General features: G+C 71.8%; 12 protein-coding genes. 8 read left to right on the top strand and 4 right to left on the bottom strand.

The genetic code is table 11. From position 1 onward, the window contains the following. Window positions 1–196: 196 nt before the first annotated feature. The 4 genes from GTY96_RS22055 to GTY96_RS38320 all read right to left on the bottom strand — a co-directional run bounded on the left by GTY96_RS22055 (window position 197) and on the right by GTY96_RS38320 (window position 6,693). Window positions 197–1,564 carry an ABC transporter substrate-binding protein gene (locus tag GTY96_RS22055; RefSeq protein WP_161665697.1) on the bottom strand — a complete coding sequence of 456 codons (1,368 nt, stop codon included), beginning with the start codon at window positions 1,562–1,564 and terminating at the stop codon, window positions 197–199. Further along, entirely contained in the window at window positions 1,561–2,913 is a 1,353-nt protein-coding gene (locus GTY96_RS22050; RefSeq protein ID WP_161665696.1) for a VCBS repeat-containing protein, read from the bottom strand. Before GTY96_RS22050 ends, GTY96_RS22055 begins: the two co-directional genes overlap by 4 nt. Continuing rightward, window positions 2,910–5,540, bottom strand: a complete 2,631-nt coding sequence (locus tag GTY96_RS22045; protein ID WP_235685776.1) for a penicillin-binding protein 1A — start codon at window positions 5,538–5,540, stop codon at window positions 2,910–2,912. The genes GTY96_RS22050 and GTY96_RS22045 overlap by 4 nt, the downstream gene beginning before the upstream one ends. A 109-nt stretch (window positions 5,541–5,649) precedes the next feature. Continuing rightward, the gene (locus GTY96_RS38320; RefSeq protein ID WP_161665695.1) at window positions 5,650–6,693 is read right to left on the bottom strand and encodes a tetratricopeptide repeat protein; all 1,044 of its coding nucleotides are present in this window, start codon (window positions 6,691–6,693) and stop codon (window positions 5,650–5,652) included. A 210-nt stretch (window positions 6,694–6,903) separates the two neighbouring features. Here GTY96_RS38320 and xth point away from each other — a divergent pair, with 210 nt between their 5' ends. From xth to GTY96_RS22000, 8 genes are all read left to right on the top strand, one after another. Continuing rightward, window positions 6,904–7,674: an exodeoxyribonuclease III gene (gene xth, locus GTY96_RS22035; protein WP_143907021.1), complete on the top strand. Its 771-nt coding sequence runs from the start codon at window positions 6,904–6,906 to the stop codon at window positions 7,672–7,674. 14 nt (window positions 7,675–7,688) lie between these two features. After that, complete coding sequence (locus tag GTY96_RS22030) at window positions 7,689–8,861, top strand: threonine synthase (protein ID WP_143907023.1); 1,173 nt, start codon at window positions 7,689–7,691, stop codon at window positions 8,859–8,861. Further along, entirely contained in the window at window positions 8,858–9,511 is a 654-nt protein-coding gene (sitA6, locus tag GTY96_RS22025) for a SitA6 family polymorphic toxin lipoprotein (protein ID WP_161665694.1), read from the top strand. Before GTY96_RS22030 ends, sitA6 begins: the two co-directional genes overlap by 4 nt. Window positions 9,512–9,525: 14 nt before the next feature. Further along, the gene (gene sitI6, locus GTY96_RS22020; protein ID WP_161665693.1) at window positions 9,526–10,245 is read left to right on the top strand and encodes a SitI6 family double-CXXCG motif immunity protein; all 720 of its coding nucleotides are present in this window, start codon (window positions 9,526–9,528) and stop codon (window positions 10,243–10,245) included. 200 nt (window positions 10,246–10,445) lie between these two features. Beyond that, window positions 10,446–10,637 carry a hypothetical protein gene (locus tag GTY96_RS22015; protein ID WP_235685775.1) on the top strand — a complete coding sequence of 64 codons (192 nt, stop codon included), beginning with the start codon at window positions 10,446–10,448 and terminating at the stop codon, window positions 10,635–10,637. 244 nt (window positions 10,638–10,881) lie between these two features. Beyond that, window positions 10,882–12,528, top strand: a complete 1,647-nt coding sequence (locus GTY96_RS22010) for a GMC family oxidoreductase (RefSeq protein ID WP_161665692.1) — start codon at window positions 10,882–10,884, stop codon at window positions 12,526–12,528. 372 nt (window positions 12,529–12,900) lie between these two features. Next, complete coding sequence (locus GTY96_RS22005; RefSeq protein ID WP_161665691.1) at window positions 12,901–14,343, top strand: sensor histidine kinase; 1,443 nt, start codon at window positions 12,901–12,903, stop codon at window positions 14,341–14,343. A gap of 66 nt (window positions 14,344–14,409) precedes the next feature. Next, the gene (locus tag GTY96_RS22000) at window positions 14,410–15,081 is read left to right on the top strand and encodes a DUF2378 family protein (protein WP_143907035.1); all 672 of its coding nucleotides are present in this window, start codon (window positions 14,410–14,412) and stop codon (window positions 15,079–15,081) included. Window positions 15,082–15,092 lie beyond the last annotated feature (11 nt).

The following is a 15,092-nucleotide window of genomic DNA, read 5'->3' as shown; positions in this document are numbered from 1 at the left end:
TCCGACACTCGGCCCATGTCGTGTGCAGCTGTCTTGCGGCGATTGAACTCGGCGCGGGGCTCGTACAGCTCCAGCGCTCGTCCGCCGTCAATTGTCGCCACGCTACATCTGGACGTGGCGGCTCGGAGTTCACTGGGCTCCATCGCTTGTGGGCCGTCGCTTGCCGCTCCTGTGTGGGGCTCCACGTCGGCTTGATTCATGGCCGGCCTCCACCACCCGAGGCTTCGGCGGGGGCGAGCCACGCGCCCTCCAGCACGGGCAGGCCCTGGGCATCCAGCTCCAGGTCCGTCACCTCCGGCGCCGCACGCAGGCCGAGCCCTTGGGCGTACAGCGGGATGAGGGGCACGGAGGGGGCGAGCGCCAGGGCCCGCTCGCGGCTGCGCGCATCCCGGGCTCCGGCGTCCGTCAGCGCCCCGATGGGCGGCAGCTCCACGCCCAGCAGGTCGCGCCGCCCTCCTGCCTCCAACACCACCGCCAGCGCCGGCCCGGGAACAGGCGGCAGCAGCACGGCGCTCAGCATCAGCTCGAAGTCGCCTTTCGCCTGACGGCTTCGCAGGGCGGCACGCGACTGCGGCTCCAGCGCGACCGTGTAGCCCTGGTCGTGCAGCTTCACCTGGATGCGCTCCGCCACCGCGCGTTGATCCGCCAGCGCACCGTCGTAGACGAGCGTCACCTTGCGCGCCGCCCCCACCGGTGGGGCTCCGGGCCGGGGCCTTGCCCCTGGCGGCATCAGCGCGGGCGGCAACAGGTTCGCCATGGGCACGGCGGGCCCCTTCACGAACAGCCGCGTCAGGTCCTCGCGGTCGATGGCGCTCTCGACGGCCTGCCGGAAGTCCGTGGGCACCTTCCGTGGCGAATACGCCAGATAGGTCGCGTAGAGCGCCGCCCCCGTGAGCGTGTCCGTGTCCGGGGGCGTGCCCAGCTCCACCTGCACCTGCCTCGCGGTCCACAGCCGCGTGAGGCCTCGTTCATCCGTGGCCGTGAGCGCCAGGCGGTCCAGGTACGGCCGCCCTTCGGGCCACGCCGTCTGTGCCTCCAGCACACCCCGCCCCGCGGCCTTGAAGGGCCCGGAGCCTGGCGCCGGCGGCGTCGCGAGCGCCGGGTGACAGAGCGAGCGCTCCAGGTCGGGCCACGGGAACGCCAGGGGCAGCTCCAGCGTGGCGCCCGTGGACGTCACCTGCCTGCCTTCGCCTCGCAACGGATACAGCAAGGCGCGGTACGGCGACTGCGCCTCCGGGGAGGACAGCCGCGTCCACGCCCGCGCCAGGGCGGTGGCGCTGGCGGCGGAGGCCAGCGTCACGCGCAGGGCCTGGGGCACCGGCCGCGACAGCTCACGCGCGAGCGTCGGGTGCAGCCGGCCATCGGCGTCCAGGCGACACACGGGCCGCGTCAACAGCCCCAACAGCGCGGCCTCCATCGGGGTGTCGGCGAGCGCGGGCTCCCCAATCTCGGGCGGGCCGGCGTGGGCCGCGCGCAGCTCGCCGCCGTAGCGGGGACGGCTGGCCGCCAGCGCTGGCGAGGAAGCGACGAGGACGAGGCCCACGAGGGCGGAGCGGATCATCACGGTGCACCCTGGCGCAGGAGGAACAGCTCGCTCGTGCCATCCGGCCTCCACGAACCGACGATGACCTCCCGGCGCTTGTCGCCATCCAGGTCCGCCGTCACCACGAACAGCGCGCGGCCCGAAGGAAGCGCGCCCTGCCACAGGGGCTCATGCGCCATCGGCGCGTCGGGCGTCAGCGACAGCACCCGCAGCGTGTCCGGGGCCGGCTGGAGCTGCGGCGACGTCGTGAGCAGCTCCGGCACGCCGTCCCCATCCAGGTCCGCCAGCGCGCTGCCCGCCCCCAACCCGGACAGCCTCGCCGGCGCGGACGTGGGACGCGCATAGAGGGACGCCGTGCCATCCGCATGGACGAACAGCATGTGCGGCGGCGCGAAGCTCGCCGTGCCGAAGGACGCGGGCACGGTGAGCGCCCGTCCATCCGCCAGCCGGAGCTCCGGGGCGAACACCGTCTGACCCGGCACGAACGCCCCACGCTCCGCCGACCCCAGCGGCGCGGCGTCCAGCGTCCCCGACGGCCTCAGCACGCCCTTCGCCCTGTCCAGCACGAGCACCTCGCCCCGGGCCAGTCGCGTGCTCCAGGCCGCCAGCCTCGGCGGCCCCGCGAGCACCGCCAGCGCCCCGAAGGGCTCGCGCGTCACCGCCGCCGAGGGCGCGCCCTCCAGCTCCCGGCGCGCGAGCACCCGTCCATCCGCCGCGAACACCACCACCTCGTGCTCGGTGAGCACGGCCACCTCGTCGCGGCCGTCCCCATCCAGGTCCCCCGAGGCCAGCGCGCCGAGCGGCGCCTCCAGCCTCGCGAACACCGCGCCCAACAGGCGCACCGGCCGCCGAGGCTGCGGTCCCGTCCCCGTCACGCCCGTGCCCTGCGGAGCCACCGAGGCCAGCGCCAGCACCGCGGCGTCCGCCTCCACGCCCTCGGCCACGGCCGCCGCGGGCTTCGGCGGGCGCGTGGGCGTACGGCCGGACCAGAAGTTGACCCACGTGCCCAGCACGTCGCCGCGCGCCACCAGCTCACCGCCCTCCACGTCCAGCCGGAGCCGCGCCAGCGAGCGGGCCCCCTGTTCACGGGCGGCGGCCTCGGCGCGCTCGGGCGGGACCTCCAGCACCACCGGCCCCAGTTGCAGGGCGGACAGCCGCGCGGCCAGCAGCGTCCCGAACGCCTGGCGCAGCTCGGCGGAGCTTCCCGTCAGGCAGAGGGCCACGGGCGCCTCCGCGGGCGCGTTGCGAATGGCGTCCGCCACGGCCAGGGCCAGCCGGGCGGAGGCAGGCGGCGCGGCTTCGTCCATGTCCGCCCGGGCGGGCACGGCGAAGGCAAGCGCCAGGAGCAGCGAAAGGAGCGAGCGACTCACAGACCCCTTTTGCCACCTTCCTCGAGGAAGTAGTTGTCCGGCGTCACCTGTCCGGGGGGAGGCGCCTCGGCGGTGGGCTGCGTTCCTTCGAGGAAGGGCTCCAGGCGGCCCGGGACGGCGTTGCCCGCCAGCAGCCCGGTCGCCGGGTCGATTCGCACCTGCGTGATGCCCGGGGGCACCTCGAAGTCGCGCGCGGGCAGGCCGTCCTCCGCCACGCGCATGAAGTTGAGCCAGATGGGCAGCGCGGCCCGGCCCCCCGTCTCGCTGCTGCCCAGGGGCGAGTTGTCGTCGAAGCCCACCCAGGCGCTGGCCACCCAGTCCATCGTGTAGCCCGTGAACCACGTGTCCTTGGACTCGTTGGTGGTGCCCGTCTTGCCCGCGGCGGGGCGGTTCAGCTCCCGCACCGCGCGCGCCGAGCCGTCCTCCACCACGCTGCGCATCAGCGAGGTCGCCAGGTACGCCACCGCCGGGGGCAGCGTCTCCTCGAAGGCGGGCTGGTGCTCCTCCAGCACGGTGCCCTTCGCGTCGGTCACGCGCAGCAGCGTCAGGGGCTCCGCGTAGCGGCCGTTGGACTGGAGCGTGGCGTACGCGTTGACGGCCTCCAGCATCGTCACCTCGCCGGTGCCCAGCGCCAGCGTGAGGTTCTCCGGCATCGCGGAGCGGATGCCCGCCCGGCGCGCGAAGTCGATGGCGGTCGCCGGGGTGATGGCCTCGATGAGCCGCACGGACACCGTGTTCTTCGACTTGCTGAGCGCCGTGCGCAGCGTCATGGGGCCCTCGAACCGGGCGTCGAAGTTCTTCGGCTTCCACATCTTGCCCGTGTACGGGTCGCGGATGGACTCCGGCGCGTCGTTCACCATGGACAGGGGCGTGAAGCGGCCGCTGGCCAGCGCCGCCGCGTAGATGAAGGGCTTGAAGGACGAGCCCGGCTGGCGCTTCGCCTGCGTGGCGCGGTTGAACGACGAGCGCTCCGCGTCGTAGCCGCCCACCATCGCCACCACGTTGCGGTTGGCCGGGTTGATGACGACCAGGCCGCCCTGCACCACGGGCACCTGGTCCAACGTGGCCTCCACGAAGGCCGGCGCCGGAGGAGCCTTGAGCACGCGCACGAACACCAGCTCCCCGGGCGTGAACACCTCCGAGATGTCCTTCGGTGCCTTCTTGCCCTTCTGCCGCGCCCAGTTGACGGACGCGAAGGGCACCTCCGCGGTGCGGCCCACCAGGTCCACGCGGGCCACGTCGCGCTTCACGTCCACCTCCGTGACGTAGCCGGCGAGGCGCAGGCCCTCCTCCATCGGACGGAGGATGACCTGCCCCGCGCGCTCGCGCTCCGGAGACTGGGGGGCCTCCTCCTCTTCCTCGTCGGCCGCCAGGGCCGCGGGGCGCTGCTCCTCGGCGCCCTCCGTCTCCGGCGCGAGCGCCTTGGACGGGGCGGCGGGCGCGGGGGCCAGGGCGAGCGGCGCCAGGTCCGCGACATAGCCCTGGTCCTTCTGCCGGCGGCCCGCCTCCTCGATGCGCTGGACGATGAGCGCGCGGTAGCGCTTCCACTGGGACTCGTCCAGCTTGCCCAGCGCGCCCCGGTAGCCCTGGCGCCGGTCGAGCGCCTCCAGGCCGTCGCGCACGGCCTGCTCGGCGGTGGCCTGGAGCTTGGGCAGCAGCGCGATGTCCACGCGCAGGCCGCCCTCCATGACCATCTTCTCGCCGTAGCGTTCGATGAGCGCGCGGCGGATCTCCTCCGCGTAGTAGGCGCCCGCGCTCACCGCCTTGCGCGGCGCGAGCACGATGGGCTTCTCCTTCTCCACGTCCACCACCGCGCGCGGCACGAAGCCCTGCTTGGCCATCTGCTCCAGCACGTAGCGCTGGCGCGACTTGGCGCGGGTGATGTTCGTCACCGGGTTGATGCGATGGGGCTGCTGCACGGTGCCCGCGAGCACGGCGGCCTCGCCCACGGACAGGTCCTTCGCGTGCTTGCCGAAGTAGAAGAGCGCCGCCTCCTCCAGCCCGTAGCGGCGCTGCCCGAAGTACACGCCGTTGATGTAGAGGCTGAGGATCTGATCCTTCGTGAGGGCCTGCTCCAGCCGAGGGGTGAGGATCCACTCGCGGATCTTCCGGCCCAGGCTGCGCTCCGGCGTGAGCAGCATGTTCTTCACCACCTGCTGCGTGAGCGTGGACGCGCCGGACTTGCGGCTGCCCGGGATGAGGTTCTTCACGCCCGCGCGCAGGATGCCGAAGGGGTCCAGGCCTTCGTGCTTGTAGAAGTCCGCGTCCTCGGCGGCGAGGAACGCGTTGCGCACGTGGGGTGGCAGGTCCTCGATGCGGATGAGCGTGCGGCGCTCCAGCGCGAACTCGGCGCAGAGCGTGCCGTCCGCGCACGTCACCTTCGTCACCTGCGGCGGCCGGTAGTTGCGCAGCGACTCCACGGACGGCAGGTCGCGGCTGAAGTAGGCGTAGGCGCCCACGCACACGGCGATGACGAGCCCGAGCCCGACGACGCCCAGCACCATGAGCCGCTTCGTCCAGCGCCAGAGCGCGGCGCCGAAGCCGCCCTTCCGGGATGGCGGCGGGGCCCCGGTCGGGGCCGGGGGAAGGGGCTCGGGAGAGAGGGGCATCGGTCGGGCCGGAGTCATGAGGCTCTTGAAGGCAGAAGAAGGCTGCAAGGTTAGACCGGGGGAGGGGCGGGGTGAACCCGCGTGGGACCTCCCCCCGGTCTGGCGAGGTATCTCCTGGTTGCCCGCCCTACGGCACGACGGGCTCGGATGGCTCGGACGGGGCGCCCTGGGAGGTCGGGTCGGCGCGGGCCACGCGGCCCACCCGCTCCGCGTTGACGCGGGCCTGCACGTAGCGGGGCGACAGCCGGGTGGCGGCGGCGTACGCGGCGCGGGCCTCCTCCAGCCGCCCCAGGCGCTCGTTGGCGACGCCCAGGTTGTTCTGCACGTAGGCCACGTGGGGAAGCAGGGCGGCGGCCTGGGTGAGGACCTCCACGGCGCGGGCATTGTCGTTGGCGCGCAGGTAGGCGAACCCCAGGTTGTTGAGCGCGTGGCCGTGCTCGGGCGCCAGGTGCACGGCCTGCTGGAAGCGCAGGATGGCGGAGCCCAGCTCGTTGGCGCCCAGGTGCGCGCGGCCGAGCACCTGGTACACCTCCGCGTCCTCCGGGTCGCGCAGGAGCGCCTCCTCGCCCATGCGGATGGCCTCCGCATGGCGGCCCTGCGACACCAGGAGCCGCGCCTGCTGCACGAGCGCCCCCGTTTCGGTGGGCTCCGCCTGCCCCAGCCGGGCGTACGCGTCGAGGGCGAGCGCCGTGTCTCCGGCGAGCCGCGCGGTGCGCGCCAGCTGGGCCAGGGTGTCCGTGTCGCCCGGGGCGTCGTGGAGCGCGCGGCGCAGCTCGGTCACCGCGCCGGACAGGTCGCCCAGGTCGCGCAGCCCCTGCGCGCGGGCCACGTGGTCCACGCGGCGGGCGTGCACATGCGGCAGCGCCAGGGCGTCGCCCAAGGCCGGGACCTCCACCGGGGCGGCCTCGTCCAGGAGGCGCGGCGCGGCCATCAGCGACGGCTCCCCGGCGGGGAGGTCCCGCGGGAGGGGGGCGGCGGCGGGGGCCGAGCGGGCTTCGACGGCGTGGGCGAGCCAGGGCTTGAGCAGGCGGGGCAGGGGGACGTCCTCCCAGGCGGCGAGGCCCAGGGCGGCGAGCGCGGCGGGGACGAGGGCCTTGCGAAGCGCGGGCGGCACGGTGAAGCGCCGGGAGGAGGCGGGGTGGCGGGACCGGGTGCGCGTCTTCGGGTTCATGGCAATCCCCTCGGGGCTGCTCGTGCTGTCGCGTCGGGTCGCCTGGAGTGGCGTCCCGGGGCCGCGGTGGTGGCGGCCCAGGCCCTCCTAATGCGACCGGTGTGCCAACCGGCCTCCCCCCGGGGATGGGGGACGGGGTGTGTCCCTGGGGCCACACGCAGGGGGAAAAGCATGGCAGGGGCGTGGGCCGCGTGCGACGGTCGGCGGCGCATGCGAATCGCGACCTGGAACGTGAACTCGGTGAGGGCCCGGCAGCAGCGGTTGGTCAACTGGCTGAAGAGCGCCCAGCCAGACGTGCTGTGCCTGCAGGAACTCAAGTGCACCGATGCGGACTTCCCCTTCGAGGCGGTGAAGGAGGCGGGCTACTTCGCCGCGGTGCACGGGCAGAAGACGTACAACGGCGTGGCCATCCTGGCGAAGACGGAGCCGCTGGAGGTGGTGCGGGGCCTGTCGGACGGCGTGGATGACACGCACGCGCGTTTCATCTCCGCGACGGTGAACGGCATCCGTGTGGTGAGTGCCTACGCGCCCAACGGGCAGCAGGTGGACTCGCCCGCGTATGTCTACAAGCTGGAGTGGTTCCGGCGCCTGCGCCGCTACCTGGACGCGCGGCACAAGCCGGACGACCTGGTGGTGATGGGCGGAGACTGGAACATCGCGCCGGAGCCCATCGACGTGTACGACCCGGCGCAGTGGGAGGGCCAGACGCTGTTCACGCCGCGCGAGCGGGACGTGCTCCAGCAGGTGTGCACCTTCGGGCTGACGGATGCGTTCCGGAAGCTGCACCCGGACGTGCAGAAGTTCTCCTGGTGGGACTACCGGATGCTGATGTTCCCGAAGAACAAGGGGGTGCGCATCGACCACCTGTTCCTCACGGCGCCGCTGGTGCCCAGGCTGACGGCGTGTGACGTGGACCGCGAGGAGCGCAAGGGCCAGCAGCCGTCGGACCATGCCCCGGTGTGGCTGGAGTTGAAGGACTGAGTAGAGTCGGAGGCATGCCCGTCCTCCGACTCGAATGCACGAAGTGCGACCGGACGTACGCGCCGGGCGCGGTGTGGAACCTGTGCACGGCCTGTCAGGCGCCGCTCTTCGTGCGCTACGACCTGGAGCGCGCGGCGCGCACCCTGCGCAAGGAAGCGCTGCCCGGGCGCGAGCGTTCGATGTGGCGCTACCACGAGGTGCTGCCGGTGGACGACCCGGCGCACCGGCTGTCGCTGGGCGAGGGCTTCACGCCGCTGCTCCCCGCGCCCCGGCTGGGGGACTGGCTGGGATTGAAGCGGGTGCTCGTGAAGGATGAGAGCGGCAACCCGACGGGCTCGTTCAAGGCCCGAGGCCTCTCCGCGGCGGTCTCCATGGCGAAGGCGCTGGGCGCGAAGGCGGTGTGCCTGCCGTCGGCGGGCAACGCGGGCAGCGCGCTGGCGGCGTACGCGGCGCGGGGCGGGTTGGAGGCGCACGTCTTCGTGCCGAAGGACATCGCGTCCTTGTTCCTGATGGAGACGCGGGCGTACGGCGCGCACGTGGAGACGGTGGAGGGGTTGATCTCCGACGCGGGGCGCGTGTGCGCGGGGCTCGCGAAGGAGCACGGCTGGTACGAGTGCGCGACGCTGAAGGAGCCCTACCGCGTGGAGGGCAAGAAGACGATGGGCTACGAGCTGGCGGAGCAGCTCGGGTGGACGGTGCCGGACGTCATCCTGTACCCGACGGGCGGCGGCACGGGGCTCATCGGGATGTGGAAGGCCTTCGAGGAGCTGGAGGCGATGGGGCTCATCGGCGCGAAGCGGCCGCGGATGGTGGCGGTGCAGGCGGAGGGCTGCGCGCCCATCGTGAAGGCACACGCGGAAGGCAAGCCGGACGCGCCGATGTGGCAGGGCGCGACGACGCACGCGCATGGCCTGCGGGTGCCCAGGGCGTTGGGGGACTTCCTCATCCTGCGCGCGGTGAAGGACAGCCACGGCACGGCGGTGTCGGTGACGGAGGAGGAGATCGTCCAGGGCACGAAGGACATCGCCGCCGCGGAGGGGCTGTTCGTGGCGCCCGAGGGCGGCGCGTGCGTGGCGGCGCTCAAGAAGCTGCACGCCGCCGGGGACGTGACGCCCGAGGAGACCGTGGTCGTGTTCAACACGGGCACGGGCTTCAAGTACGTGGAGAACATGGCGCCGCTGTGGTGAGGGCGGCCTTCACGGTGCTGTTGGCCGGAGCCATCGCGGGGTGCGCGGTGGCGCCGGTGCCCGCCATCGAGGACTGGAGCCGTGCGGAGCATGAGGACGGGGCCTCCTGCGAAGGCGCCGACAGGTGTGTGGCGCTCGTTTGCGCTGACGACCTGTGCGGGCTCTACTTTTGCGAGGACACCGGCGCGCTGCTGGCACGGGGAGGTATCCGGCCCCCCGTATCGGCGGCCGCGCCCGGCTCGGGGCCTCGGCGCAACTGGGGCAGCGCTCAGCTTCTCCCTGGAGATCGGGAAGCCATCTTCGTCATCCGTTGGTACGACCACCCGGCCCCCACGCCGACGGATGGTCGGAAGCCTTCAGGTTCCGGCTGGGTTCGTCACCATCTCTATCCACAGGATCCAAACCTCGCGAAGTTCTTCCTGCGGCAGGGGAATATCAACGTGCATGATTTCACGATGGTCATCCCTCGCGCTGAACATGTGAGGCTGCATGGCGCGGGCGGAAGGGGCGGTCCTTGGAATCAGGCGTGGCGCGACTTCGCTCGCAACCACCCGAGTGCGACTCCGAAGGAAATCCAAGATGAGTTGGCCCGGATGATTGTTCAATTCGACATCATGGGCCCCATCGTCCCCTACTACCACCTGCGCTAGGCCCGGGAGGATTCGTGAAGTTCTTTGAGCTGCATCCCGCGGACGGCCCTCGTTTCACTGGCTACATCAACGGGGTGCACAAGTGGGGGCTGCCGGGAGGCCTCTGCCCGGTTTGTCATGCAAGCCCTGGTGGCCTGGGGGAGGCATATCCTTCCGTGGACTTGTCGGGGTGGGCTCACCGGCAGGAACTCGCCGAGGCAAGGCAGGTGCCGCTTGAAGAATACGAGCGGTTGCGTGACCTGCTTCGGTCCCAGGTGCCGTTCGAAGCGCCGTTGCTCCCCGGAGCTGAGTTCGGGACTCTGAGCGGAAAGGCTTCCGGCAAATGGGGGGACCTCCATCTGCCAGACCCATGGATGCTGGTGATGCGACGTGATGCCCTGAAGCGGATGCGTGATGACCAGGGCATTTCGCTCCATGCGAGCAACATGGACCTGCGCTTCCTGGGCCGGGAGGAGGTGGACTTGCTGGAGCTCGAGCTCCACTGCCAGGGGCGCCTGCACGACAGCTGCTTCCCAGGTGGGCGCGAGCCGCCCTGTGAACGGTGTGGCCGCCAGGGAGGCCGCCTCCCGGATGCGCCCATGCTGGATGGGCGCACCCTGACGACCGACTTGGACCTGTTCCGGCTCCGGGACTACACGACCGTCATCATCGCGACCGACCGGTTCGTGGAGGCTGTTGCTCGCCTTGGGTTGGAAGGCGTTGTGTTCATGGAAGTCCCTGTCGTTGACGCCTGAATGGAGCTACGGCTCCACGTCCAGCCGCGTCCAATCCGCCGGCAGTGGACCCGACACCTCCAGGACGGCGTGCCGGCCGGACAGGCTCAGCCGCGAGGGTTCGACGAGGCCGTCCGTGGCGTGCATTCCGTGCAGCCCAGGAGTCACACCGCGCTCGCACCCGTCCTTCCCCGCCCCTCCGTGCGATGCTGGCCACTGCCATGACGCCGCCCCCCGACCCACTGCCGTTTCCGGACAGCCTCTGCCACCGCTGCGCCGCGCCTCCTCGCTACGTCCAGTCGCGGACCTCCACGTTCATCCTCTGTCCGCTCCTGCCCCAGAAGTACGCGCCCCAGCCGGTGCGCGCGTGCTCGCTCTTCCGTCCCCAGCCCCCCGGCACCGAAGCGACCTGAGCGCCGCCCGGGCGGCGGACGGCACGGCGGAAGCCCGGGCCCTGGCCCATCCCGCTCGGGGCATCCCTATCCTTGCCTGAAGCAGGGGTGGCGCCGTCGCCGCGCGGCGGGCGAGGAAGCGGGCCCTGAGGCGCCGGCCCGTGTTGCCCTCCACGCACCGGTGTCACGCCACCCGGGACGGCCCGCGCGGGTGGCATACAGTGCGGGCCTCCTGGGTGGCGCGCGCCCTGGATGGGAGGACGTCATGGATTGCGACTGGCTCATCATCGGCTCGGGGTTTGGCGGCAGCGTCAGCGCGTTGCGGCTCGTCGAGAAGGGCTATCGCGTGGTGATGCTGGAGAAGGGCCGGCGCCTCCAGGGGAAGGACTTTCCCAAGACGAACTGGAACCTGAAGCGCTGGCTGTGGATGCCCCAGCTCGGGTGGCGCGGCCTGTTCAAGATGACCTTCTTCCGCCACGTCACCGTGCTGTCCGGCGTGGGCGTGGGGGGCGGCTCGCTCGTCTACGCCAACACGCTGCCCATCCCGAAGGACGACTTCTTCGACGCGGCCTCGTGGGGTCACCTGGCCGCGTGGAAGGAGGAGCTCGCGCCGCACTACGCGACGGCGCGACACATGCTGGGCGCCACCGTCAATCCGCTCCAGACCTTCCCGGATCAGGTGCTCCAGGAGGTGGGCCAGGAGCTGGGCCGCCCCGACTTCCAGCCCGCCACGGTGGCCGTCTACTTCGGCGAGCCCGGCGTCACGGTGAAGGACCCCTACTTCAACGGCGAGGGCCCGGACCGCACCGGCTGCATCGCGTGCGGCGGCTGCATGCTGGGCTGCCGCAACAACGCCAAGAACACGCTCGACAAGAACTACCTCCACTTCGCGGAGAAGCGCGGCCTCACCCTCCACGCGGACACGGAGGTGACGTGGGTGCGCCCCCTGCCCGGTGGCGAGGGCTACGAAGTCACCGCGAAGGAGGGCACGGGCTTCTTCAAGAGGACGCGCCGCTTCACCGCGAAGCACGTCATCTTCGCGGGCGGCGTGCTGGGCACGATGGACCTCCTGCTCAAGCTCAAGGACGCGCCGGACGGCCTGCCGAACCTCTCCGAGCGCGTGGGCGACGGCGTGCGCACCAACTCCGAGGCCCTGATCGGCATCGTCAGCGGCAAGCAGCAGAAGGACCGGGACCTGTCCCGGGGCATCGCCATCGGGTCCATCCTCCACACCGACTCGCACTCGCACCTGGAGCCGGTGCGCTACCCGGCGGGCTCCGGCTTCTTCCGCCTGCTGATGGCCCCCCACGTCCCCGGCGCCACCGCGTGGACGCGCGTGGCCCGGCTGGTGGGCCTGCTCGCCCGGCGCCCCCTGCGCTTCCTCCAGGCGTGGTTCGTCCCGGACTTCGCGCGCCGCACGATGATCCTCCTCTACATGCGCACCATGGAGGGCCACCTGCGCATGCGCCGGGGCCGCGCGCTCACCACGGGCTTCCGCTCGGGCCTCACCACCGGCCTGCAGGAGGGCCCCGCGCCCACCGCCAACATGCCGGAGGCCTTCGACCTGGCGGAGCGCGTGGCCGGCAAGCTGGACGGCTACCCCATGACCATGGTCAGCGAGACGCTCATGGGCATCCCCACCACCGCGCACATCCTGGGCGGCGCGTGCATGGGGGACTCCCCCAGGACCGGCGCCATCGATGCCCGCCATCGCTTGTATGGCTATGAAGGGCTGTACGTGGTGGATGGCGCGGCCATCTCCGCCAACCCGGGCGTCAATCCCTCTCTCACCATCACCGCCCTCGCCGAGCGCGCGATGACGTTCATCCCGGCCGCCCGCGAACGGCCCCGCGGCGACACCGACGCCGCGCTCGATTCCCTCGCGTCCCCGTCCCACGCCGCCGCCTCCTGAGTGGGGCCGCCCTCGCGCACGCACTTGCCCCACGGGGCGTGTGCGCCGCCCTCGCTTGTGCCCCCTTGCGACCCTGGGACGAGCCTCAGTGGCCAGCCGTGATCGACGGCCTCGTACTCCGGTCCCGGATGCGGCTTGTCGCATGGACGCGGGGATGGCGAGGATGTCAATGTTGGCTATGAATGAAAGGGCCCGGTCCGTGTCGGATCGGTCTCACACCGCCGGCGGGGTGGGGGCCGGCAGTGTTCATGCTCAGGCACTCCCCGTGCCCCCAGGCAGCATGGTTGGCTCCGTGAATTCCATGTAGTTCATAATTTACAGGGTTAATCGCTTCCGCCACCTTTCCGGTCGGGTGAAGAGATGGCTTCGTCCATGTCAGCCTTTTCCATTCGTGCTCCGGTGAGTGTCTGTCAGCGTCTGGAGGGGCGGGCCGCGGCGTTGCTGTCATTGCAGATGCGAGACTCCCGCCGGCGCGTGGACGCGCTGTTCACCTGGCTGATGTTGGGGCAGTGGGGGGCCGCGGTGCTGGTGGCGGTGTTCATCTCTCCCTATGGGTGGGAGGGCAAGGTGCGCGCGCTGCACCTGCACGTGCAGAGCGCGGTGTTGCTGGGGGCGGCGCTGAGCGTGTTCCCGGTGATGCTCACGCGCATGCGCCCCGGGGAGGAGAGCACGCGCCACGTGGTGGCGGTGAGTCAGATGCTCTGGTCCGCGCTGCTCATCCACCTGACGGGGGGGCGCATCGAGACGCACTTCCACATCTTCGGTTCGCTGGCGGTGCTGTCGTTCTACCGGGACCCGAAGGTGCTGCTCACCGCGACGCTGGCCATCGTCGTGGACCACTGCCTGCGGGGCGCGCTGTGGCCGGAGTCCATCTACGGCCAGCTCCACCCGGAGTGGTGGCGCTTCCTGGAGCACGCCTTCTGGGTGGCGGTCATCGACGCGGTGCTCCTGGTCGCGTGCCGGGACGCGCTGCGCGAGGTGGGGGAGCGGGCCTGCCGGCAGGCCCTGGCGGAGGAGGCGAGCGAACAGGAGCTGGCGCTGCGGGCGGGGCAGCTGGACGCCGCCGTGCGCGAGGTGCACGCCTTCCGCGACCACGTGGAGCGGCTGGAGCGCCTGGCGTCGCTGGGGCAGCTGACGGCCAGCGTGAGCCACGAGCTGCGCAACCCGCTGGCGGCCGCGCGCACCGCGCACGCGTTCGTCCTGCGCCGCATGCGCAAGCTCCAGGATGCCTCCACCGACCCGCGCATCCCTCGCTTCCTGGACATCATCGACCGGGAGCTGCAGGCGTGCTCGGTCATCATCTCCGACCTGCTGGACTACGCGAAGGGCCGGCCGCCGCGCCGCATGCCGTGTCCGCTCAAGCCGCTGGTGGAGGAGGCCCTCAGCGTGGTGCCCGTGCGCGAGGGGGTGCACGTGAGCATCGAGGTGCCGGAGGCGCTGCCGGTGCCGCACCTGGATCGCGAACAGTTCCGGCAGGTGCTCGTCAACCTCATCCAGAACGCGGTGGAGGCCATTCCCCCGGAGCGCACCGGCGAGGTCCGCGTGCACGCGGACGCCGGGCGGGACGGCGGCTGGAGCCTGCGGGTGACGGACGACGGGCCGGGCATCCCCGCGCCGCTGCTGGAGCGCATCTTCGAGCCCATGTTCACCACCAAGCTGCGCGGGACCGGCCTGGGGCTCGCCATCGTGAAGAGCCTGGTGCAGGGGCATGGTGCCCGCATCCAGGCGGAGAGCGACTTCGGCCATGGCTCGCGCTTCACCGTCCTCTTCCCCGACGTGCGCGGGCCAGCGGGGGCGGTGCCCGTGCATCCCTGAAGAGGTCGCGGTGGGTTGGCTTCATGCAAACCGGGCGTGTGGGCCCATGCGGTCACGGAGGTAGGCATGCAGGCACAGGGGAAGCCGTCGAAGGAGGCGGGCTCGGTGGAAGCGGACTGGGCGGTGCGGCGCATGGCTGCGACGGAGCTGGACACCGCCCGAGGCATGTTCTTCCTCGGGGTGCTGGAGTCGGTGCGCACCGGGGTGGGCGAGGACGCGGTGGCGGCGTGCCGCGCCGCCACGGAGGAGCGCCGCTTCGTGGGCTTCTTCAACTACCCGGTGGCCAGCTTCCTCAAGCTGGCCCAGGCGGCGTCGCGCGTGCTCGCGCCACGGTGGGGGGGAGACGACGAAGCGCTGCGGCAGATGGGGATGCAGGCCACGCGCAGCTTCCTGGAGTCCGCGGTGGGGCGCACCTTCCTGCTGCTGGCGGCGGGCGACCCGCGCAAGCTCGTGACCAACCTGCCGTCCGGCTACCAGATGGCGGTGAGCTACGGGGACCGGTCCGTGGAGTGGAAGGGGGAGGTGGACGCGCTGTTCGTCATGCGGCGCGACTTCATGCCGGCGCCCTACCATGAAGGCGTGCTGCGCGAGGTGCTCACGATGGTGGGCGCGCGCAACCCGACGGTCCACGGCCGGAAGCTCGGCCTGCTGGATACCGAATACCTCATCTCGTGGGACTCGCCCGTCGTGGTGCCGACGGGCATCGTGAAGGAGACGGGCTGGCGGATGTTCCAGTAGGGCTTCTGGCG

Source organism: Corallococcus silvisoli (assembly GCF_009909145.1).
GTDB lineage: Bacteria > Myxococcota > Myxococcia > Myxococcales > Myxococcaceae > Corallococcus > Corallococcus silvisoli.
Note: the sequence above shows the minus strand (reverse complement) of the source record. Positions and strands in the feature narration are given on the sequence as shown.